The organism is uncultured Parvimonas sp., from assembly GCF_963524015.1.
Lineage (GTDB): Bacteria > Bacillota > Clostridia > Tissierellales > Peptoniphilaceae > Parvimonas.
On the sequence record NZ_CAURDT010000001.1, the window covers coordinates 288366 to 311393 of the forward strand.

Annotated in this window: 17 protein-coding genes; 2 read left to right on the forward strand and 15 right to left on the reverse strand. The window is 27.3% G+C overall.

Features of this window, described 5'->3' with window-relative positions; genetic code table 11:
* Positions 1-11 precede the first annotated feature (11 nt).
* The 10 genes from RWJ08_RS01300 to polA form a co-directional block, all read right to left on the reverse strand.
* The gene (locus RWJ08_RS01300; RefSeq protein ID WP_009372757.1) at positions 12-1682 is read right to left on the reverse strand and encodes a formate--tetrahydrofolate ligase; all 1671 of its coding nucleotides are present in this window, start codon (positions 1680-1682) and stop codon (positions 12-14) included.
* A 375-nt stretch (positions 1683-2057) separates the two neighbouring features.
* Positions 2058-4739 carry a calcium-translocating P-type ATPase, PMCA-type gene (locus tag RWJ08_RS01305; RefSeq protein ID WP_313960812.1) on the reverse strand — a complete coding sequence of 894 codons (2682 nt, stop codon included), beginning with the start codon at positions 4737-4739 and terminating at the stop codon, positions 2058-2060.
* A gap of 370 nt (positions 4740-5109) precedes the next feature.
* Positions 5110-5436, reverse strand: a complete 327-nt coding sequence (locus RWJ08_RS01310; protein WP_293439855.1) for a heavy metal-binding domain-containing protein — start codon at positions 5434-5436, stop codon at positions 5110-5112.
* A gap of 90 nt (positions 5437-5526) precedes the next feature.
* Positions 5527-7950, reverse strand: a complete 2424-nt coding sequence (locus RWJ08_RS01315; RefSeq protein WP_313960813.1) for an ATP-dependent Clp protease ATP-binding subunit — start codon at positions 7948-7950, stop codon at positions 5527-5529.
* Between the two features lie 13 nt (positions 7951-7963).
* Positions 7964-8941: an ATP--guanido phosphotransferase gene (locus RWJ08_RS01320; RefSeq protein WP_313960814.1), complete on the reverse strand. Its 978-nt coding sequence runs from the start codon at positions 8939-8941 to the stop codon at positions 7964-7966.
* A complete protein-coding gene (locus RWJ08_RS01325) occupies positions 8934-9428 on the reverse strand; it encodes a hypothetical protein (protein WP_313960815.1) in 495 nt (164 codons plus the stop codon). The genes RWJ08_RS01320 and RWJ08_RS01325 overlap by 8 nt, the downstream gene beginning before the upstream one ends.
* Positions 9421-9885 (reverse strand): CtsR family transcriptional regulator, encoded by a 465-nt coding sequence (locus tag RWJ08_RS01330; RefSeq protein ID WP_313960816.1) that lies wholly within the window; start codon positions 9883-9885, stop codon positions 9421-9423. The genes RWJ08_RS01325 and RWJ08_RS01330 overlap by 8 nt, the downstream gene beginning before the upstream one ends.
* A 241-nt stretch (positions 9886-10126) precedes the next feature.
* Positions 10127-10501 (reverse strand): hypothetical protein, encoded by a 375-nt coding sequence (locus RWJ08_RS01335; protein WP_313960817.1) that lies wholly within the window; start codon positions 10499-10501, stop codon positions 10127-10129.
* Positions 10502-10661: 160 nt separating this feature from the next.
* Positions 10662-12371 carry a dephospho-CoA kinase gene (gene coaE, locus RWJ08_RS01340; RefSeq protein ID WP_313960818.1) on the reverse strand — a complete coding sequence of 570 codons (1710 nt, stop codon included), beginning with the start codon at positions 12369-12371 and terminating at the stop codon, positions 10662-10664.
* On the reverse strand, positions 12358-14985 hold the full coding sequence (gene polA / locus RWJ08_RS01345; RefSeq protein WP_313960819.1) for a DNA polymerase I: 2628 nt from the start codon (positions 14983-14985) through the stop codon (positions 12358-12360). The genes coaE and polA overlap by 14 nt, the downstream gene beginning before the upstream one ends.
* Positions 14986-15449: 464 nt before the next feature.
* Between polA and RWJ08_RS01350 the strand changes: the two genes are divergently transcribed.
* Together RWJ08_RS01350 and murC are read left to right on the forward strand one after the other, a co-directional pair.
* The gene (locus RWJ08_RS01350) at positions 15450-15941 is read left to right on the forward strand and encodes a hypothetical protein (protein ID WP_293439862.1); all 492 of its coding nucleotides are present in this window, start codon (positions 15450-15452) and stop codon (positions 15939-15941) included.
* 124 nt (positions 15942-16065) lie between these two features.
* Positions 16066-17466, forward strand: a complete 1401-nt coding sequence (gene murC / locus RWJ08_RS01355; protein WP_009372506.1) for a UDP-N-acetylmuramate--L-alanine ligase — start codon at positions 16066-16068, stop codon at positions 17464-17466.
* 43 nt (positions 17467-17509) lie between these two features.
* Here murC and trpS read toward each other — a convergent pair whose 3' ends face one another.
* The 5 genes from trpS to RWJ08_RS01380 form a co-directional block, all read right to left on the reverse strand.
* Positions 17510-18499, reverse strand: coding sequence for a tryptophan--tRNA ligase (gene trpS / locus RWJ08_RS01360; RefSeq protein ID WP_313960820.1), 990 nt, complete (start codon positions 18497-18499; stop codon positions 17510-17512).
* Positions 18500-18578: 79 nt separating this feature from the next.
* Positions 18579-20693 carry a polyribonucleotide nucleotidyltransferase gene (locus RWJ08_RS01365; protein WP_313960821.1) on the reverse strand — a complete coding sequence of 705 codons (2115 nt, stop codon included), beginning with the start codon at positions 20691-20693 and terminating at the stop codon, positions 18579-18581.
* A 56-nt stretch (positions 20694-20749) separates the two neighbouring features.
* Positions 20750-21016, reverse strand: coding sequence for a 30S ribosomal protein S15 (gene rpsO / locus RWJ08_RS01370; protein ID WP_004833566.1), 267 nt, complete (start codon positions 21014-21016; stop codon positions 20750-20752).
* Positions 21017-21192: 176 nt separating this feature from the next.
* Positions 21193-21729, reverse strand: coding sequence for a GNAT family protein (locus RWJ08_RS01375; protein WP_313960822.1), 537 nt, complete (start codon positions 21727-21729; stop codon positions 21193-21195).
* A gap of 15 nt (positions 21730-21744) precedes the next feature.
* Positions 21745-22974: a U32 family peptidase gene (locus RWJ08_RS01380; protein WP_313960823.1), complete on the reverse strand. Its 1230-nt coding sequence runs from the start codon at positions 22972-22974 to the stop codon at positions 21745-21747.
* Positions 22975-23028 lie beyond the last annotated feature (54 nt).

The following is a 23028-nucleotide window of genomic DNA, read 5'->3' on the forward strand; positions in this document are numbered from 1 at the left end:
CCTCCTATTAACTAGAATAATCCAACTATCTTTCCGTCATCAGTAATGTCAATATTATTTGCAGCAGGAACTTTTGGTAGTCCAGGCATAGTCATAATATCACCACTATAAGCAACTGCAAATCCTGCACCTGCAGCAATCTTTATATTTTTGATATTTACCTTAAATCCTTCTGGTCTACCAACTTTATTCTTGTCATCAGAGAATGAATATTGCGTTTTTGCCATACAGATAGGAACATTTTTAAAACCTAATTCTTCTATAGTTTTAATTTTCTTTTTAACTCCTGGAGAGAATGTTACACCAGAACCTCCATAAACCTTTTGAACGATTTTATTTAATTTTTCTTCTAAAGAGTCTTCAATATCATATATTTGATTAATTGGTTTGTCATTTTCTGCAAGTCTTACAACTTCATGAGCAAGGTCAACTGCACCTTCTCCACCTTTTGCCCAAACATCTGAAAGAACAACATTAACACCTAATTCCTTACATTTAGTTTCAATTAATTGAATTTCTGCATCAGTATCTAATGGAAATTTGTTAATTGCAACAACACAAGGAATGCCAAATAGATTTTGCATATTTTCAACATGTTTTAGTAAGTTTGGAAGTCCTTTTTCTAAAGCAACTAAATCTTCATTTCCTAATTCTGTCTTAGCAAGTCCACCATGCATCTTTAAAGCTCTTACAGTAGCAACAACTACAACTGCATTAGGATTTAAACCTGCAAATCTACATTTAATATCTAAGAACTTTTCAGCTCCTAAGTCAGCTCCAAAACCAGCTTCAGTAACAACATAATCAGAATATTTCAATGCTAATTTTGTAGCAATTATACTATTACAACCATGAGCTATATTAGCAAAAGGTCCACCATGAATAAATGCAGGAGTATGTTCTAATGTTTGAACAAGATTTGGCTTGATAGCATCCTTTAATAATGCCGCCATTGCACCTTGAGCATTCAAATCTTTTGCTGTTACTGGTTCACCCTTTCTATTGTAAGCAACAATGATTTTTCCTAATTTTTCCTTTAAATCTTTTAAATCATTTGATAGACATAAAATAGCCATTACTTCAGATGCAACTACTATTTCAAATCCATCTTCTCTTGGAACACCATTTGCTTTTCCGTTTAATCCATCTACAATAAAACGAAGTTGTCTATCATTCATATCAACAACTCTTTTTAATGTAATAGTTCTGGAATCAATATCTAATTCATTTCCATGATTAATATGATTATCTAACATAGCAGCTAATAAGTTATTAGCAGCACCAATAGCATTAAAATCTCCAGTAAAGTGTAAATTTATATCTTCCATAGGAACTACTTGTGCGTATCCACCACCTGCAGCACCACCTTTAACTCCAAAAACCGGTCCTAAAGAAGGTTCTCTTAATGCAAGAGATGTTCTTTTTCCTATTTTATTTAGTCCATCACCAAGCCCAACAACAGTAGTAGTTTTACCTTCTCCTGCAGGAGTTGGAGTTATAGCAGTTACTAAAATTAACTTTCCATTTGGTCTTTCGTTATAATCTTTCAATTCATGTATATTCAACTTTGCTTTATAGTTTCCGTAAAGTTCAATAGCTTCTTCCGGAAATCCTAAGTAATCAGCTACTTCTCTGATAGGTTTCATTTTTGCTTCTTGAGCAATTTGCACATCTGTCTTCATAAAAGTCCTCCTTTTTAATTTAAAAAACATTTATTGGGAATCGTTATTCCCTTTATTCAGTATACAATTTATTTAATAATATGTCAATATCTTTTATTGTAAAAAGAATCTTATATCATTGTAAAATAAACTACACACCTATAGAATAAAATACCCTTATAAATAAAAAGCAAAACAGATTTTATTATAAAATTATATAATTGTTAATATCATGATGAACGTTTGTTTATTATTAAAAATATAAAGATTATAGTATAAATTTATAAATATGTTATCAATTTTTACAAATAATTATTTTTAATATCAGAAATATAATATAAAAAAAGTTGGACTATAATTTAATAATCCAACTTTTTATAATATTTTTTAATTCTTTTATTTCTTTCTTAACACTTTGGAAACTTCAGCAACAACAAAAGGTAAGAATGCAAGTGGTATTGCAACTGCTAACTCTTTTATTCCTAAAGAAACAGTATCAAAATATGGTTGTAAGAAAGGTACATATACAACTACTAGCATCATAAAGAAAGATAATGCTGTTCCATATACCAATGTTTTATTTGAAAATATTCCAATATGGAATAATGTAAATCTACTACTTCTAACAGAATAGCTTCTTAGTAGTTCTGCAGTTATAAGTGTAAAGAATGCAACTGTTCTTGCTCCTTCAATATGATTAGGATAATGATGCATTCCATAGAAATACGCTCCAAGTGTTGCAACTGTAATTGCTAAAGATTGAGAAATTATACTATAAATCATTTCTTTATCTAAAATTGGTTCATTTGGATTTCTTGGTGGAACTTGCATAATATCTTCATCACCCTTTTCAACACCAAGTGCCAATGCAGGAAAACTGTCTGTAACTAGATTTAACCAAAGTAATTGAATTGGTATAAAAGGTACTGGTATATTTAAAAGAATAGATATTAAAACTATTAAAATTTCTCCTACATTACAAGATAATAGGAAAGAAACAAACTTTTTAATATTTGAATAAATAATACGTCCTTCATGAACTGCTGATACTATTGTAGCAAAATTATCATCTGTTAAAATTACATCTGAAGTATTTTTTGCAACATCTGTTCCTGTAATTCCCATTGAAACTCCAATATCAGCTCTCTTAATTGCAGGAGCATCATTTACCCCATCGCCTGTCATTGCAGCAATATGTCCGTTTTTCTTTAACGCACTAACTATTTGCACTTTATTTTCAGGACTTACCCTTGCAAAAACTCGTGTAGTTTTGACAACTTCACAAATTTCTTCTTCAGTCATTTTGTTAAGCTCACGACCCATAATAGCCTTTGAATTTTCATCTAAAATTCCTAAATCTTTAGCTATAGCGACTGCAGTTTCTAGATAATCTCCAGTTATCATTATAGGAATTATTCCTGCTTTTTTACATTCTTTGATTGCTTCTTTTGCTTCTGGCCTTGCAGGATCTATCATTCCCATAAGACCAACAAAAACCATATCTCTTTCTATATTTTCTGAAGTTTTTTCTTCAGGTAATGAGTCAAATTTTCTATATGCAAATGCTAAAACACGAAGTGCTTGTTTAGCAAATTGACTATTTTGTAAAAGAACTTTTTCTTTTAATTCTGAAGTAAATTCTTCTTCTTTTCCATTAATTAAAATATATTTACAATTATCTATAACTATATCAGGTGCACCCTTTGTAGCAGATATAACATTAGATGAAAATACATTTTCATTAAATGTTGTCATCATCTTTCTAATTGAATCAAATGGTATTTCTGCTACTCTTTTATGATTGTTATTTAATTCATCTTTAGTAATGCCAACTTTTTCTGAAAGAGTAAGCAATGCACCCTCAGTAGGATCTCCTGCTATTCTATACATATTATCATCTTTAAGTAGTTTTGCATCATTAACAAGAGTTGAAATTTTAGAAATTGAAATAAAATTTTCTATTTCTTTAGCATTAACTTTTTCTCCGTTTAAATATATATCTCCAACAGGTTCATAACCAGTTCCTTCTACATCATAAACTAGATTATTTACAAAAACTTTTTTTACCGTCATTTCATTTTGAGTAAGAGTTCCTGTTTTATCAGAACAAATTACTGTTGTAGTTCCTAATGTTTCAACTGCTAAAAGTTTTTTTACTATAGCATTCTTTTTTACCATTTTTGTCATACCGAGAGATAAAACTATTGTAACTATTGCTGGCAACCCTTCAGGAACCGCTGCAACAGCTAGTGAAATTGCAGTTAAAAGCATAAGTAAAAACTGTTGTTTATACAAAAGCCCAACTATAAATACTACAATACAAACTCCTATTGTTATCAGCCCAAGAGATTTTGAAAGACCAGCTAGCTTTTTTTGTAGTGGAGTGTCTTCATCTTCAAAAGAATCAAGAGTTGTTGCAATTTTACCAATTTCCGTATTTTCTCCAGTAGAAACTACTACTCCTTTTCCTCTACCATAAGCAACAATAGTAGAAGAGTAAGCCATATTTTCTCTATCACCAATCTCAATTTCTCCATCATAAACTTTATCTGCAAATTTTTCAACAGGTACAGATTCCCCAGTTAAAGAAGCTTCATCAATCTTTAAAATAAAACTTTCAATTAATCTTAAATCTGCTGGAATAATATCACCTGTTTCAAGCTCTACAATATCTCCAACCACAATTTCTGGAGAAGGAATATGAATTAATTTTCCATCTCTATAAACTTTTGCCATTGGACTAGCCATTTTTTGTAAAGCTTCTATAGCTTTTTCAGCTTTTCCCTCTTGATTAAGTGAAAGAATTGCATTAACAATTACAATAGCTATGATTATAAAAGCATCTGTTATTTCACCAACTATAGCTGACATAATGCAAGCTCCAATTAAAATTAAAATCATAGGGTCTTTAAATTGGTCAATAATTTTTGAAAGAAGTGATTTTTTATTCTTTTCTTTTAACTCATTTCTTCCATTTTTTTCTAAAAGCTCTAAAGCTTTTTTACTTGAAAGTCCATTTTTATCATCACTTCCAAGTTCATTGATACATTCATCAACACTTTTGTTGTACCAAAACATAATTTATCCTCCTTGAATTAAGGCTTTTTTTGCATAAAAAAAACCTTGTTTAATTAAATTAAACAAAGGTCTTGCTTCCTATTGAAATAGTTAGGTGTTTAGCCGGGATAAACCGTATTGACGACTAAACAAAATTAGCTACTCCCCTTTATTAGTTATATTATACTAAATTTTAAAAAATTTTTCAAGTAATTTTAAATAAAAATAATACTACAACATTTCGCTAATCTTTGCATTGAATGAATATTTAAAACTTTATTTTTTAACATTAACCTCAACATTCTATAATGTTTTATATTGAGATAGTTCCTAGAAATCTTGCTGTTTCACAAAAAAGGTGTTTTAAAAAATTTTTAAAACACCTAAAAATTTATTTTTTTATAATTCTAACAGCAGTACCTGAGCAAGTAACCATCATCATTCCATTTGATGCTCCAAGCATTTCATAATCCATTTTTAGTCCAACTACAGCATTAGCTCCAATTTCATTAGCTCTTTCAGTAATCTCATCTAAACTATCGTCTCTTGCACCCATCAATTCTTTTTCATAAGAAGATGAACGTCCACCAAATATATCCCTTAGACCTGCTTTAAAATCTTTTAAGAAACTTACTCCAGTAATAACTTCACCGAAGACAACTCCCTTATATTCAACAATTTCATATCCTTCAATATTATTTGTAGTTGTAATAATCATAGAAATATCCTCCTTTTTTTATAATATTAACACACTTGTAAAATGTTATCAATAGTTTTTCTACTAATATATAAATTAATAAAGGATATTCTATTTTGTTTTTATTTTTACTTTTTCTAATACAATATTACCTTTTTTTACATCTAAAAATAATTTTTCATCACTTAAAATTTGATTCTTTAAAATTTCATCTGCAATTTTATTTTCAAGTTCTGATTTAATAATTCTTTCAAGAGGTCTTGCTCCATAAGACTTATCAAAGCCCATATCAGATAATTTTTTTATTATTTTATTACTATATCCAATATTTAACCCAATATTTTTAAGTCTTTTTTTCAGTTTTTCTAGTAAAAGTTCTGTAATTTTCAATATGTCTTTTTCATCTAATTTTGAAAATACAATTATATCATCTACCCTGTTTAAAAATTCAGGCTTAAACATAATTTTTAGTTCAGAATTAACAATTTCTTTAATTCTATCATATTCCTTTTCTTCTTCATCCTTTTTTGAAGAAAATCCTAATGTATTCTTCTTTTCGATTGCAGATGCTCCTACATTAGAAGTCATAATAATTACAGTATTTTTAAAATTTACTGTTTTTCCTTGAGAATCTGTTAATCTTCCATCATCTAGAATTTGAAGAAGCATATTAAATACATCTGGATGTGCTTTTTCAATCTCATCAAACAAAACTACACTATATGGTTTTCTTCTTACCGCTTCAGTTAAATATCCACCTTCTCCATATCCAACATATCCAGGAGGAGATCCAACTAGTTTAGAAACTGTATGTTTTTCCATATATTCACTCATATCAATTCTAATCATATTTTCTTCAGATTCAAATAAAAGATTTGCTAATGATTTTGCAAGATAAGTTTTTCCAACACCTGTAGCTCCAACAAATATAAAACTACCAATAGGTTTACTACCCAAAGATACTCCTGCTCTAGATCTCTTTATAGCATTAGTGACTCTATCAATAGCAGTTCCTTGTCCAATAACTATATTCTTTAAATTATCAGAAAGAGATAGATATTTTTGACTTTCCTTTGCTGTCAATCTATTAACTGGAATTTTACTCCAGTCTGAAACAACTTTTGCAATATCATCATACTTTAAAATTAAATTTTCATTATTTTTCTTATCTTTTTTTATCTCTTTAAGTTTTTTTATATCTTCTAGATTTTGTTCATACTTATTTTTTGATTCTTGAGCTTTTAAAAACTCTTGATGTTCAACAAATTGTTTAATTTCTGATTTTAACTTTATATTTTCTTCTTTCAAATAAATGATATCATCTGGATTTAAATATGATTTAATTCTTAACATAGATCCAGCTTCATCAATTAAGTCAATTGCCTTATCAGGTAGAAATCTATCTGTTAAGTATCTATTAGATAATTCTACAGCAGCTTTTATTGCTTCGTCTGTGATTACTATCCCATGATGTTTTTCATACTTTTCTTTTAATCCTATTAATATGTTTATAGTTTGACTAACTGTAGGTTCTAAAACTTCTATTGGTTGTAATCTTCTTTCAAGAGCAGAATCTTTTTCAATATGTTTTCTATATTCATCGATTGTTGTGGCACCAATTAATTGTATTTCTCCTCTAGCTAAAAATGGTTTTAAAATATTAGCAGCATCAATAGATCCTTCACTACCACCAGTTCCAACAATATTATGAAATTCATCAATAAACACAATTGCATTTTTATTTTTCATAATTTCATTTAACGTATCTTTTACTCTTTTTTCAAAGTCTCCACGGTACTTACTTCCTGCAAGCATAGCTGGTAAATCTAAACTATAAATTGTTTTATTTTCTAAAAACTCTGGAACATTACCTTCAACAATTCTAAGAGCAAGCCCTTCTACAATAGCTGTTTTTCCAACTCCAGCTTCTCCAATTAGAATTGGATTATTTTTTGTTCTTCTTAGTAAAATCTGCAAGATTCTATCTATTTCTTTATCTCTACCAATAACTTGGTCAATCTTTCCTATTTTTGCTCTTTCATTTAAATTAATGGTATATTTATCTAAAGTTTCTGTCATTACTCCACCATTATCTTCAGTATCTGAAGCAAAATGTATCTTTTCTTTTATATCAGCAGAAATACCTTCAGGACTTATATTTGCATCAATAAGCATTTTATATGCAAGACTTGTTTTTAGTTCCATTAATGAAATTAAAAGATGACAGGGTAAAACTTGAACATTATCAGATTCCATTGCAATATTAACTGCATTATCAACAACTTTCTTTGCATTTTTTGATAATTTACTTGCAACATTTGTAAAATCACCAAAACCCTTTTTATCTATTAAATAACCCTTTAAAGAATTATAATTTGCACCAGCAGAAACAAGACACTCAGTCTCTCTACTGTTTATCTTCAAGAATGCAAGTAATATATGTTCAGTACCGATATAATCATCTTTTAAATAAAAAGCCTCATTAACAGCATAACGAATAAACTCATCCACACTTCTAATTACATTTTCATACATACAATCACCTCTCCTAAATTAACTTTATAATTATATTTAAAAGTTCTTTATTGCTCTCTTTATCATTTAAAAAAGTTAAACTTCTTATACTCATAAGACATTTATACAGTAAATTTATATCATAATCTACAATAAGTTCTAAACTTTGCAATAATATACAAAGAGAAATAAATTTACTAACTATAAATGGAGTTATATTTTCTCTATTTATCAGAACTTTTTTAAGTTTTTCATATTTTTCTCTATAGTAGTCAGTTTTTATACCTAAAAGCTTCCTACGATTATCTATTTCTAGATTTACTATCTCACTAATATATTTATCCATTTTTCTAATTGCTGAAAATTCTTCTGATTTAGGATTGGAAAATTCAGCAATATAAAAATCATCACATAATCCTATTTTTGATAAAGAATAAAAATTTATCCCCATTTTTTTCATTTTCTTTTCTAAAAATTCAGTTGTTTTATAATATTTCAAAGATGGAATATGTAAAACACTAATCATTTTTAATCCATTACCTATTAAGTTAATGTCTTCAAAAACATATCCAAAATTTGTATTAAATGAAAAATCAAGTTCTTCCTCTAAATCAGATTCTAATCCATAAGCAAAATGTCCGCATCTCAGAAAATTTACACCCGGAAGTTTTCCTGTAAATCTAAGATGTTCTCTAATATTTATATTCATATAAACAAATCCATCATCTCTTGATGCTATATATGAATTTTCTCTAAAAATATCATTTGAATCTATAAAAAGTCCATCATTATAATATTTTATGATTTGTTTTTTTGAATTCACTTTTTCAAAGGAAAATCTATCACTATAATACAATTTATAGAATGAAGAACAAATTTTATTATATAAGTTAATTTCGTCATTAAAAGTTAACATATAATTAAAATTATAACCTTTTACATTTCTATAAACATCAACTTGACTTGAAAGGGAAATATATTTTTCAGAAATTTTTCCTAAGAAATTACTCATTAATTTTTCTCCTAAGTTTAAGATTTTTATTTTCTAAATCTTCAATAGTATTTTTTAAAACATCACATTTTAAAAATTCTTCAGCCTCTATACAATGATTCAACTCTCTTTCTAAGTCCGCAATTTTTATTATATTATCAAAATAAATCTTTGTATATTCAGGTACCTTACCCTTATATTTTTTAAAATCGTCCCTTAATAATCTATCGAGAATATCTGAATAAATAAGACTTGGTTTTATTTTCTTTTTTCTTATCAATTTAAAAATTGTTTCATAACAACATGGACATACTGTTCGATTTGTAAAAATCATATCCTTTACAGATGTTTTACATCTTTTACATTTAACATTTGAATTAGAAACTTGACCTTTAAAATTAGAAAACAAATCATCTTTTTCACTAGATTTTAAAAATTCAAATAAATTGTCATATTCATTATCTGATATTTCTTTTTCATAACTAATTGTTGCAATTTTCCTAGTCATTTTTCCTCCCAAATGAATATAGAATATTTAGTAATATATTTGCTCTTAAACTATCTTTTGCTTTAGTATCAATACAAAGAGAGTTATCACTTATAGCATGTAATATAATAAATCTTTCTCTTTTTGTAATATATCCTAATTCAAACAATCTGTCTACAATCCTTCTACCTTCATTAAAAGTAATTATATTATTTTCTAAATAATCAAAAACAGAATTAAAAAATACATCTTCATTTGAAAGAGTAGAAATTTTTATATAACCACTTCCTCCTCGATGACTTTCAATATAATATCCATTTGTAGAGGAAAATCTAGTTGTTAAAACATAATTTATTTGAGAAGGTGCACAAGAAAATTTACTTGCTAAATCATTTCTACCTATCTCAATAATTCCATCTTCCGAATTTTCTAACATTTCTTTCAAAAATTTTTCAATAACATCACTAATACCTGCCAAAAGAGCACCTCCTGACCTACTTTGACCTTTATTATATTATACCCAATGATTTTTACTATTTTACATTTAAAAAAACTTTTTAAGTTTCAAAATATTTTCTATATCAAAAAAGTTGAGTAAATTTTTAATATTAACTCAACTTTATTATTGTGAAACAACAAGGTTCCCAGGACCCACCCGATGCGAAGCATCGTGGAAGGGTGGGGTTCTTATTTTAAACTAATCATATTATTAGAATTTATTATCCAACTGCAGTCATAACTTTTCCAATATAATAAATTCCATAAAGTAATGCTGCAACAAATAACAATCTAAACATATAAGTTAAACTAGTAGAAAAAAATCTCTTTTCTTCTGCAGTATTTCTATGAAAACTCAAAATAAAAGTTATAAACTTAAGTAGAATACTTAATATAAAAATAATAAAACCATATCTAAAAACTATTCCTACTATAAAAAAACCAATTTCATAACTTATCATTCCAAGAGAAAAACCAATAACAAAACTCAAAATTAAAAATAAATCCAACGCTATTGAACACCTAAATAAGAATTTTATTATAGTTTCTTTATCTTTTGTAAAAATATTTAATAAATTATTAATTTTATTATACACACAAATCTCCAATACAGTAATTACAATACTATGGTGATTATAGCATATTACTTTTATATAATCAATTTATTCCTACGATTTTAAAATTTATTAACAAGAAAAGCAATGAAATATTCCGTTCATTGCTTTTTATATTCAATATTAAGTTATAAGTTTCTAATTAAAAATTATTTAAAATATATCTAACCGTATTCTTTACATTTTCTTTAAATTTAGCAAATCCCTTAAGTTTTTTTGTAGGGAATTCATTTCCATAAAGAATCTCATAAGCTTTCAAAGCTTTATTTACTTTATTAACATAATTTTTCGTTTCAGCTGAAGGTATAGTATATAGACTGACTCCATCACTAGAATATTTTGAGTCTTTCAACCAAGTTTTCACATTTCCTATACCACCATTATATGCCGCATAAACTGTATCCATATTACTAAAATTTTGCATTAAATATTTTAAATAGTATGTTCCAACTTTAACATTAGTTTCGGGATCATTTAAATCTAAAGAATTAGCATCAACATTTAATAACTTTGCTACATGTTTAGCGGTATCAGGTAAAACTTGCATTAGACCTTTAGCATTAACTTTACTTACTGCATCGCTTTTGAAATTACTTTCAACTCTCATAATGGCTAGAACTACTTTAGGATCTACACCATATTCATTTGAATATTTTTGTATTTCTTCAATATAATTTACTGGATAATTCTGACCACCATAATATACAGCACCTAAAAATAGTGCCTTACATATAATAACTATAGTAACTATGGTTATTAATACTTTTTTCCAAACTTTCATTTTCTTTTTCTTTTTGACTTCATCTTTTTTTTCTTCTTCAACACTTTCTTCAAAAAATTCTTCGTTAGAATTAGCTATTTCACTTTTAACAGAATTAGTATCATCTTCTTTAATATCATCACGTACTGAACTTAAATCTGTTAATTTTGTTTTTTTCATATCTAATGAATCTTGATTATCTAAATTTTCTAAATCAATATTTTCAGTGTTTTGTTCTTGAAAAAATATTGGTTGTCTTTGTTCATCAATAATTTTAGAATTGTCTAGATTTTGCTCTTCAGAAATTTCTTTTTTAGAGTCAATATCTTCAATTTTTTCTAGTACGACCTCTTCTTCAGATATTTTTCTAAAAGCACCAGTATCATCATTTTTATCATCAAGATTTTCTTCGATTTTATCAGTTTCGCTTTCCTTCTTATTTTTCTTTAATCTTCCAAAAAACCCCGACTTTTTTTGTTCGTTTATACAACTATTCTTAAAAAATAAATCAAGTTTATTTTTTAAATCTTCAAAATTTCCGTTATTCTCAACAGTTAAAATATCATAGTTTTCATTTTCAAACTCTGATTGAATTTCCATAATTCTATGAGCAATTTCTTCAGTCATTCCTTTTCTTTCCATTAGCCTTTTAAATCTAACTTCATCACTTGCTGTTATATTCCATACTTCATCAATATCAATTAATTTTTCTAATCTATCTATTGATTCATTTAATAGTGGAATTTGTAAAAAAACAACATCTGCATCAGAGTTCTTAGCAATATTAACCATATTTTTTAAAATGACTGGATGAGTTAAAGAATTTAGCTTTTCTCTATTTTCATCACTAAAATAAATTGTTCTTCTTAGCTTTCCTTTTGATATATTACCCTTCTCATTTAAAATGCTATCTCCAAATTCTTTTACTAGAATTTTATAAAGTTCAGCACCTCTTTTATATAACTCTTTAATTTGATCATCTGCATCCAAAACTAAATAATTTTCATTTTTTTCCTTAATAAAATTAGCTAAACTGCTTTTACCACTAGCAGCTTGACCTGTAATAACAATATATTTCTTATTTTGACTCATACCAATTCCTCCCTTCACAAACATCAACTTTCAATGGCAAATCTAATTTATATACATTTTCCATAGAATCTTTTAATATCTTCTTAACAATTTCTTTTTCACTTTCTTCACACTCTATTATAAGCTCATCGTGAATTTGTAAAATTAATTTTGCATTAACATTTTCTGAATTTAATCTTTCATAAACTTTAATCATAGCAAGTTTTATAATATCTGCAGCACTTCCTTGTATAGGAGTATTCAAGGCAATTCTCTCACCAAAACTTCTAATATTAAAATTTTTTGAATTAATTTCTGGAATATATCTCTTCCTGTCCAAAATAGTTGTTACATAGCCATCTTTCTTAGCTTTATTAACTATTTCTTCCATATATTTCTTTATACTAGGATAAGTATTCAGATATCCATCAATATACTGTCTAGCTTCATTTCTTGTAATATTTAAATCTTTTGAAAGACCATAATCGCTTATTCCATAAACTATTCCAAAATTTACAGCCTTTGCACTTCTCCTTTGATTATCTGTAACCTCATTAATAGGAACACCAAAAACTTCACTTGCGGTTTTATAATGTATATCTAAATCATTTTTAAAAGAATCAATCATAACAGAATCTTTAGATAAATGTGCTAAAACTCGAAGCTCAATTTGTGAGTAATCCGCATCAATAAATACTTTATTTTTATCTGCTACAAATACCTTTCTAATATTTTTTCCTTCTTCACTTCTTATTGGAATATTTTGTAAATTAGGATCTACTGAACTAAGTCTTCCAGTAGCAGTAATCATTTGTTTAAAAGAAGTTCTAACTCTACCATCATCCATAATATATTCCAATATACCATCTAGATAAGTTGAAATTAATTTATTCAAAGACCTATACTTTAAAATATAATCTGCAATCTCATGCTTTTTAGATAGTTTTTCTAAAACTTCAACATCTGTTGAATATCCTGTTGTTGTCTTTTTTACAACAGGCAATTTCATTTTGTCAAATAAAATTACTCCAAGTTGTTTTGGAGAATTAAGATTAAATACTTCACCTGCTAATTCATATACCTTTTGTTCATACTCATTTGCAAGTTTAGAATACTCCTCATTTAATTCCTTAATCATATTTTTATCTACTAAAACACCCGTGTTTTCCATATCTGCTAATACTTTTACTAAAGGTTTTTCAACATTTTCGTACAACGAAATCAAATTATTTTCTTTGCATTTTTCAATAAAAATATTGTATAATTTATAAATAGCAAATACATTTTGAGAAATATATTTAAAAATAATATCCTCTTCAAATTCGAAAAAAGTCTTTTTATTCTTTCCTTTTCCTGAAATCTCTTTTAGGTCTAGAATTTCTAGATGCAATAAATCGTTGCTTACTTTTCCAATGTCATAATTTCCTTTATTAGAATCAAATAAATATTCTAAAATCATAACATCTTCATAATTTTTAAATTCTAAATTATTTTTTAATGCAAAATACAATTCTTCTTTTATATCGTAGCCAATTATATTTACATCCAAATTACAAAACTTTTCAAAATCAGATAACATAAAATCTTTACAAATATAAGCTTTCTTGTTATAGTTTGAATAAATTCCAGTATAAAACTTTTCCCTATAAATATATCCTTTATCAGAGAAAAATTTTATTGATATTGCATCATCATTTTTTATTTTTTCAAAAATTTCTGAAAAATTAATAACCTCAAAATCAACTTTTTGACTTATTTTTACGTCATTTTCTTTCTTTATATCTTTAAAATGCTTATTAATAATACTCTTAAACTCTAAATTTTCTAATTTTTCAAGATATTCATTAGAAACATCTTTAATTTCAAAATCTTCAATATTTCTTGCAATAGGAACATTCAAAAAAATCTCTCCGAGATATCTACTCAAATAGGCCTTATCCTTTTCATTCTCAAGATTTTCTTTTAGTTTCCCTTTAAGACTATCTAAATTTTCATATAAATTTTCAAGATTACCATATTCTTGGATTAACTTTAAAGCCGTTTTTTCTCCAACTCCTTTAACTCCAGGTATATTATCTGAACTATCTCCTTGAAGAGCTTTAACATCAATCAGCTGTTTAGGAGAAAGTCCATATTCTTCAAAAATTGATTCATTATTCATAAGCTTAATTTCACTTATACCTTTTTTAGTTAAATAAACTAAAATATTCTCATCAATCAATTGTAAATAATCTCTATCTCCTGTAAAAATATCTACTTCAAAACCTTTTTTTTGAGCAAGTTTTGCTATAGTTCCTAAGATGTCATCAGCTTCATATTCATCAAGTTCTAAATAATTTACATTCATGGAAGAAAGCAAATCTTTTAAAATTCCAAATTGGTAAGTTATTTCATTAGGTGCTTTATCACGAGTTCCTTTGTAATCTGCAAATTCATTATGTCTAAAAGTTTTTGACCCTTTATCAAAGGCAACAAAAACATGAGTAGGCTTTATTAATTCTAATGCCTTATAATACATATTTAAAAAGCCATAAACTCCATTAACAAAAACACCATCTTTAGTTGTTAAATTTCTTATTGCATAAAAAGCCCTAAAAATAAGACTTGACCCATCAATTAAAAGTATTTTTTTCATTTTATTCTCCAAAATATATTCTATCATAAAAATTATTAAACTTGTTCTTTTTTTCTATTAATGTTATCGTGTTGAATCTATTATAGCATAATTCCCATAAGATAAATCAATTTTTGTTATTATGCTGAAATTATTATAAGTTTTACCACTTGGCGAACCATATTAATTATAACATAATTCCTGTATTATAGCTAAATTTTGGTTATTATGTTGAAATTATTATAGTTTTACCATATGGTGTAAAACTATATTAATTATAACATAGTTCCTATATTATAACTAAATTTTGGTTATTATGCTGAAATAATTATAGTTTTACCACTTGGCGTAAAACTATATTAATTATAGCATAAAGTTGAGTATTTTAAAAATTTTATTAATATATTGACAGCTTCGTTTTTTTATGATATTGTAGTATTGTAAAGAAGTTAATTTAATGATTTGATTGTTTTATGGAGGTTAATATGAAAAAATTTTTGATACTTTGTACATTGATTTTATCAATGGGATTAGGATACAATAAAGTAATGGCAAATGAACATTTTGAACCAACTCACAAAAACACTAAATCCGGAAAAGAATATGGAATTAAAGAAGAATATAGAGTTAGAGAACTAGAAAATGGAAAATTAGAAATTGAATTTAAAAAAGGTTTTTTTACGATTGTAGATAAAGATGAAATTTCTAGGATTTGTGATTTGGATGCTACTGAAGATATGACATCTACTAATTCATTTGATATTAACAAGTTCAATACAGGAATAATAGTAAAATTTAAAACTATAAAGGTTTATGGAAATTCATCTAATTTCCCATATAATAAGTATTATGACGAATATGATAATGATACAAATTGTTGGTATGGAAATAACTTAACACTAAAAGAAATAGTATGTAAAGATGAAAATACTTATGTAGCTATTTATGGTGAAATATTAGTTATAACATGTAAATAAATATATTTATTTTTTAAAAAGAGAAGTTTTTCTTCTCTTTTTTAGTCTCTACGATAAAAATTTGGCATATATATTAATTTTATGATATAATTACAATGATTATATTATTTTGAATGGAGTTATTATGTTTAAGTTTAATTTTAATGATAAAAAATACAAAAATATACATTTCATCGGTATTGGTGGAATTAGTATGAGTGGAATTGCTAAACTACTTTTAAAAAAGGGATATAATATTTCTGGAAGTGACAGAAATACTTCTAAAGAAATTCAAATATTAGAACAAAATGGAGCAAAAATATTTATAGGTCAAAAAAAGGAAAATATTGAAAATCCTGATTTAATTGTATATACAGATGCAATTTTACCGGATAATGAAGAATTAATAAAAGCAAAATCTATTGGAGTTCCTTGTGTAACAAGAGGACAGTTTTTAGGTGCATTGATGAGAAATTATACTCATTCTATTGCAATTTCTGGGTCACATGGAAAGAGTACAACTACGAGTATGATTTCAAAAATTTTAATTAATTCCCCATTTGATCCATCAATTTTAATTGGTGGAAATTTAGATGAAATTGACGGAAATGTTCTATGTGGAAACGAAGATTATCTTGTAACAGAAGCCTGTGAATTTAAGGCAAATATTCTTCATTATTATCCTAGTATGGCTATTATTCTAAATATAGATGAAGATCATTTAGATTTCTATAAAAACTTAGATCATATTGTAGATACTTTTATAGGATATATGAAAAATTTGGATGAAAATTCAAAAGCTATAATTAATATTGATGATCCAAACTGTCTTCCCCTATTAGAACATATCAAAGGAGAAACTATTACATTTGGTATAAATAATGAAAATGCTACTTATAACATTACAAATATAAGTTTTGATAAAGTTGGTCATCCTTGTTTTGATATTGAAAATGAAAAATTTGGAAAACATCATTTTTGTTTAAATATAATAGGAAGACATAATATTTACAATGCAGCTGCTGCTATTATAGCTACTTATGAAACAGGAATAGATGTTGAATATATTAAGAATGCTATTTCAAAATATAAAAATTTACACAGAAGAATGGAAGTTTATGGAGTAATAGGTAATGGTAAAAAAGCTACTATTCTAACTGATTATGGACATCATCCAAGAGAAATTAAAAGTTGTCTAAGTTCAATTGCTGAACATAAAGAAGGCAGACTTGTATGTATTTTCCAACCACATACTTATTCAAGAACAAAAGCTTTATTAAATGACTTTGCAAAATGTTTTGATGATTGTGATGAAGTTATTGTTACTGAGATTTATGCTGCAAGAGAAAAATTCGATCCTACTATTCATTCAATAGATTTAGTTGAAAAACTAAATAAAAATGGAGTAAATGCTATATACCTAAAAACATTTGAAGAAGCAAGAGATTATATCTTTGAAACATTTAAAGATAAAGATACTATAATTACAACAGGATGTGGAAATCCACATGAACTTGCAAAAATGATTGTAGAAGATTATAAATAATTAAAAGAAAAAGACAGAAAATATAAAATTTTCTGTCTTTTTTTTATCTTGGTAAAAAACCAACTTTTTTATAAACTTTCCTAAGTGTTTTAGTTGCATAATAGGATGCTTTATCTGCTCCTTCTTTCATAACTTTTTCAAGATATGCCTTATCTGAAATAAATTCTTTGTAGTTATCTCTTAGCGGTTTTAAACTATCTGCAATTAATTGTCCTAAATCTTCTTTAAACACCGAATAATTTTCAGTTCTATATTTTGCCACAATTTCATCACTTGTTTTTCCACTAAAAGCAATATACATATTTATTAAGTTTTTTAGTCCTTTTTGTTCATCATTATAATCGAAATTTCCAAGACTATCAGTTACAGATTTTTTAATTTTTCTCTTGATAGTTTCTTCATCATCAAGAAGCAATATAAATGAATTAACATCTTCATCAGATTTACTCATCTTCTTTTCAGGATTTTTAAGACTCATAATTTTACCAGTTTCTTTTCCAATTATTCCTTCAGGAACTACAAAAGTATCTGAATATTTATTGTTAAATCTTTCAGCTAAGTCTCTTGCAAGCTCTAAATGTTGTTTTTGATCAACACCAACAGGAACTAAATCTGTTTGATATAGTAAAATATCTGCAGCCATTAATACGGGATAAGTAAACAAACCTGCATTTAGATTTTCTTCAGATTTTTGTGATTTTTCTTTAAATTGAGTCATTCTATTAAGTTGTCCCATATAACTCATACAACTTAAAACCCAAGATAATTCAGCATGTTGAGGTACATGTGACTGAACAAAAAGAGTAGATTTATCAGGTTCTAATCCTGATGCTAAAAATATAGCCATTAAGTCCAATGTTCTTTCTCTAAGTAATTTAGGCTCTTGTGGTACAGTTATAGAATGTAAATCTGCAACATTAAAAAAACATTCATATTGATCTTGTAAACTCTTAAAATTTCTTATAGAACCTAAATAATTTCCTATTGTTAGTTGACCTGAAGGCTGTAATGCACTATAAACTATTTTTCCCATATTCAAATCCTCCAATCATAAGATTTTAATAAAAAAGGTCAATCCTAATCTAATTAGAATATTGACCTATTTCTGTTATTTATTTTTCTTCTTTTTCTTTATCTTTTTTAGGCTTTTCAAGTAAGGCTTTTCTTGACAATTTAATCTTTCCTTGATTGTCAATTTCTATTACTTTAACTTCAACTACATCTCCAACTTTAAATAAATCTTCAACTTTATTTAATCTTTCGTGAGTCATATTTGAGATATGAAGTAAGCCTTCCTTACCTTTAATAAGTTCAACGAATGCTCCAAAATTTGTGATTGTCGTAATTACACCACTGTAAATTTCTCCAACCTCAATTTCTTTAACAATTTCATTAATCATTTCTTTTGCTCTTTCACCATTTTCTCTTGAATCAGCTGTAATTGCAATGCGTCCGTCATCAAAAGTATCAATCTTAACTCCTGTTTCATCAATAATCTTATTGATAACTTTTCCACCCGGTCCAATTACTTCTCTAATTTTTTCTGGTAAAATTTGCATAGTAAATATCTTTGGAGCATATTTTGAAATTTCTTCACTTGGAGTTGCTATACAGTCATTCATAATTGATAAAATGTGAAGTCTTGCTCTTTTTGCTTTTTCTAGTGCGGTTGCCAAAATTTCTCTACTAATACCATCAATTTTAATATCCATTTGTAAAGCTGTGATTCCATTTTTAGTACCAGCAACTTTAAAGTCCATATCTCCAAAATGATCTTCTAAACCTTGAATATCGGTTAAAATGGCAATTTTATTAGTTTTTTCATCTTTTATTAGTCCCATTGCGATACCTGCAACAGAATCTTTAATAGGAACACCTGCATCCAATAATGAAAGTGTTGAGCCACAAATACTTGCTTGTGAACTTGATCCATTTGAAGATAAAACTTCTGAAACTAATCTCATTGTATATGGAAATTCTTCCTCACTTGGTAAAACAGGAACTAAAGCTCTTTCAGCTAAAGCACCATGACCAATTTCACGTCTTCCCGGACTTCTTAAAGGTCTAACATCTCCAACACTAAAAGGAGGGAAATTATATTGATGCATATATCTCTTATCATCTTCATCAATAACTCCATCTAAAATTTGAACTTCTCCAGGAGCTCCTAAAGTTGTTAAAGTTAAAACTTGAGTTTGTCCTCTAGTAAATAACCCTGAACCATGAGTTCTTGGTAAAAGTCCTCTTTCACAAGAAATTTTTCTAACTTCATCAAGTTCTCTATCATCTGGTCTAATTCCTTCTTCTATTATTAATCTTCTAACTTCATCAACTATAACTGATTCTATAGCAGAATTAATTTCACCTTTTTTATCTTCATAATCAGGTAAGAATTTTTCAAAAATTTCTTTAGTAATTTTATCAAGATTTTCTTCTCTTTCCATTTTGTTTGGAGTTCTAAGAGCAGAAATAATTTGTTCTTTACCAAATTCAATAATTGAGTTGAATAAATCTTCATCTCTTTGTTTTATTATAACTTCAGATTTTTCTTTTCCAACTTCTTCTCTTATTGTTTCAATAAAATTACAAATTGATTTGATTTCTTCATGTGCAAAAAGAATTGCATTTAAAACTTCTTCTTCACTTAAAATATCAGCACCTGCTTCAACCATCATAATAGCATCTTTTGTTCCTGATACTGTAATATTAAGTCTTGATTTTTCTCTTTGTGCAATTGTTGGATTTATTACATACTCACCATCAACATAACCAACATTAACAGATCCAGTAGGTCCATTAAAAGGAATATCTGAAATTGTAAGTGCAATAGATGATCCTATCATTGCAAGTATGTCTGGTTGATTATCTTGTTCAACAGATAATGCTGTTGCAATAACTTGAACATCATTTCTATATCCTTCTGGAAATAGTGGACGTAGTGGTCTATCTATAAGTCTAGATGTCAATATTGATTTTTCACTTGGACGTCCTTCCCTTTTAATAAATCCACCAGGAATTTTTCCTACTGAATAAAGTTTTTCTTCAAAATCACAACTTAACGGAAAAAAGTCAACTCCTTCTCTAGGTTCTTTAGAAGCACATGCATTTACTAAAACAACTGTTTCTCCACATTGTACAAGGCAGGAACCATTAGCTTGTTCTGCTACTTTTCCAATTGTTACTTTAAGTTCTCTCCCACTTAAATCATATATAAATTCTCTAACCATTTAATCCTCCTATGGTCTTCTAAAAATAAAGAGCGAAAAAAATCGCCCTTTAATAATTATCCTCTTATTTGTAATTTACTAGTTAATTCACGGTATCTTTCGATATCAACATTACTAAGATATTTTAAAAGACCTTTTCTTTGTCCGATTAATTTGAATAAACCTCTTCTTGTTGCATGGTCTTTTTTATGTTCTTTTAAGTGTTCAGTTAAATACTTAATTCTGAAACTTAATAATGCAATTTGAACTTCTGGAGAACCTGTATCTCCTTCACTTCTTTTAAATTCATCAATAATTCTTAATTTGTCTTCTTTAGTTATCATTATAACTACCTCCTAAAATATAATTCACCGTAGCAATGTAAAGGTCGGAGTTTCCATAAACATAGCAACAGTACTCGATAAGTATACCATAAAACGCAATAAATGTAAACTGTTTTTTAAAACTTTTACTGAATATTATCGAATTTTTATGATATTATATTATAATTTTACAATTATTAATTCTTAATTTGATTTTTCCACTCTTCTTTTAGAATTCCATATTTCATTGAATCATAATATATATTATTATGATATCTAACTTTTCTAATTCTTCCCTCAAGTATCATTCCAATTTTCAAGCTACATTTCATCATTCCAAGATTTCCACTCCAAGTCGTCAAACCTATATGCTCTAAATTTTCTTCAGCATTAAAGATTTCATCTATCCATAATGAAAGTGCCTCTGACCCAATTCCTTTACTCCAGAAATTTTCATCAAAAATTACTATTCCAATTTCAATCCATCTGGTTTTTTCATTTTCCCAATATTTTGAAACTATTCCAATTATAGAATCATTAAAATAAATACCTTTTACTCTTTCTCCTAAAAAGAATTCTATCTCCTTTGATGTTATAAATTCATCATAGGTCTTAAATTCAAAATCATCAAAATACGGAGCATCGTATTCCTTCCATTTAGGTTTTTTACTTGAATATTCAATTTCATATAATCGTCTTAAGTCATCTCTTTGAATTCTTTTTAGTTCAATCATAAATTTCTCCTAAATTTATTCATCAGATAATTTTTTTCTCATTATATCCCAAGGCTTTACTTCAAACGGCAAAGGCATTTTTATAATTTGTTTTGCCCTTGGTGCAACATCAATTTCTTCATCATTTTCATCATACATTTTTTCTATTTTAAAAGTTTCAAAACCATCTCTTGGACCAAAAATTTCAACTTCATCTCCAACAAAAATTCTATTTCTCTGTTCTATTGTTGCAATTTTTGTTTCCTTATCATAGTCCAAAACAAGTCCAACAAAATCATAAGTTCTTATATATGAGCTTGAATTGTAAAGTTGATCATTTTCATCTGGCTTTTTATAGTAAAATCCCTTTGTAAAATCTCTATGACTTGCTTTTTTAATCTCAAGTAAAAGTCTTTCTGCCATTTCTTTTGTATAAGTACCATTTTTAATTGCATCGAGAGCTAATCTATAACTTCTTATAACAGTTGCAACATAGTATTGAGTCTTTACTCTTCCTTCAATTTTTAAACTATGAACTCCTGCTTTGATAACATCTTCAAGAGAATCCAACATACATAAATCTTTACTATTATATATAAAAGTTCCTTGTTCTGTTTCTTCAATAGGATAATACTCTCCCGGCCTTCTCTCTTCAACTAAATTATATTTCCATCTACAAGCATGAGCACAATCCCCTTTGTTTGCATCTCTTCCACACATATAGTTGCTCAATAAGCATCTTCCTGAATATGAAATACACATTGCACCGTGGACAAAAGCTTCAATATCAACTTCAGGTACTTCATTATGTATTAAATTGATTTCTTCTAAAGATAATTCTCTTGCCATTACAATTCGTTTAATACCTAAATCATACCAAAATTTTACAGTTCTATAATTTGTAACACTCGCCTGTGTACTCATATGTACTTCAATATCTTTACTTACAGAACGAACAGCAGTGTATATTCCAGCATCTGCAACGATTAATGCATCTACCCCTATATCAACTAGGACTCTTACATACTCTTCAAGACCTATTAAATCATCATTATGGGGAATAATATTCATTGTTATATATATTTTTTTACCTTTTTCATGAACAAAATCAGTAGCTTCTTTTAGTTGTTCAATTGTAAAATTCTTAGATGCTTTTCTTAAACCGAATGATTCACCTGCAAGATAAACTGCGTCTGCCCCATAGATAATTGCCATTTTTAATTTCTCTATATCCCCTGCGGGGGCTAATAATTCAACTTCTTTCATTAATTATTTTCTCCTTTAACTATTAAATAGGAATCCAAGAAAATCGGATTCCCA

Bases quoted from the DNA above. Each gene is read 5' to 3' on its own strand.
- RWJ08_RS01310 (WP_293439855.1), bottom strand. From the start codon at position 5,436: ATGATTATTACAACTACAAATAATATTGAAGGATATGAAATTGTTGAA.
- RWJ08_RS01315 (WP_313960813.1), bottom strand. From the start codon at position 7,950: ATGTATGAAAATGTAATTAGAAGTGTGGATGAGTTTATTCGTTATGCT.
- RWJ08_RS01350 (WP_293439862.1), top strand. From the start codon at position 15,450: ATGAAAAAATTTTTGATACTTTGTACATTGATTTTATCAATGGGATTA.
- rpsO (WP_004833566.1), bottom strand. From the start codon at position 21,016: ATGATAACTAAAGAAGACAAATTAAGAATTATTGATGAATTTAAAAGA.
- polA (WP_313960819.1), bottom strand. From the start codon at position 14,985: ATGAAAAAAATACTTTTAATTGATGGGTCAAGTCTTATTTTTAGGGCT.
- RWJ08_RS01305 (WP_313960812.1), bottom strand. From the start codon at position 4,739: ATGTTTTGGTACAACAAAAGTGTTGATGAATGTATCAATGAACTTGGA.
- murC (WP_009372506.1), top strand. From the start codon at position 16,066: ATGTTTAAGTTTAATTTTAATGATAAAAAATACAAAAATATACATTTC.
- RWJ08_RS01375 (WP_313960822.1), bottom strand. From the start codon at position 21,729: ATGATTGAACTAAAAAGAATTCAAAGAGATGACTTAAGACGATTATAT.
- RWJ08_RS01320 (WP_313960814.1), bottom strand. From the start codon at position 8,941: ATGAGTAATTTCTTAGGAAAAATTTCTGAAAAATATATTTCCCTTTCA.
- RWJ08_RS01325 (WP_313960815.1), bottom strand. From the start codon at position 9,428: ATGACTAGGAAAATTGCAACAATTAGTTATGAAAAAGAAATATCAGAT.
- RWJ08_RS01365 (WP_313960821.1), bottom strand. From the start codon at position 20,693: ATGGTTAGAGAATTTATATATGATTTAAGTGGGAGAGAACTTAAAGTA.
- RWJ08_RS01300 (WP_009372757.1), bottom strand. From the start codon at position 1,682: ATGAAGACAGATGTGCAAATTGCTCAAGAAGCAAAAATGAAACCTATC.
- coaE (WP_313960818.1), bottom strand. From the start codon at position 12,371: ATGAGTCAAAATAAGAAATATATTGTTATTACAGGTCAAGCTGCTAGT.
- RWJ08_RS01380 (WP_313960823.1), bottom strand. From the start codon at position 22,974: ATGAAAGAAGTTGAATTATTAGCCCCCGCAGGGGATATAGAGAAATTA.
- trpS (WP_313960820.1), bottom strand. From the start codon at position 18,499: ATGGGAAAAATAGTTTATAGTGCATTACAGCCTTCAGGTCAACTAACA.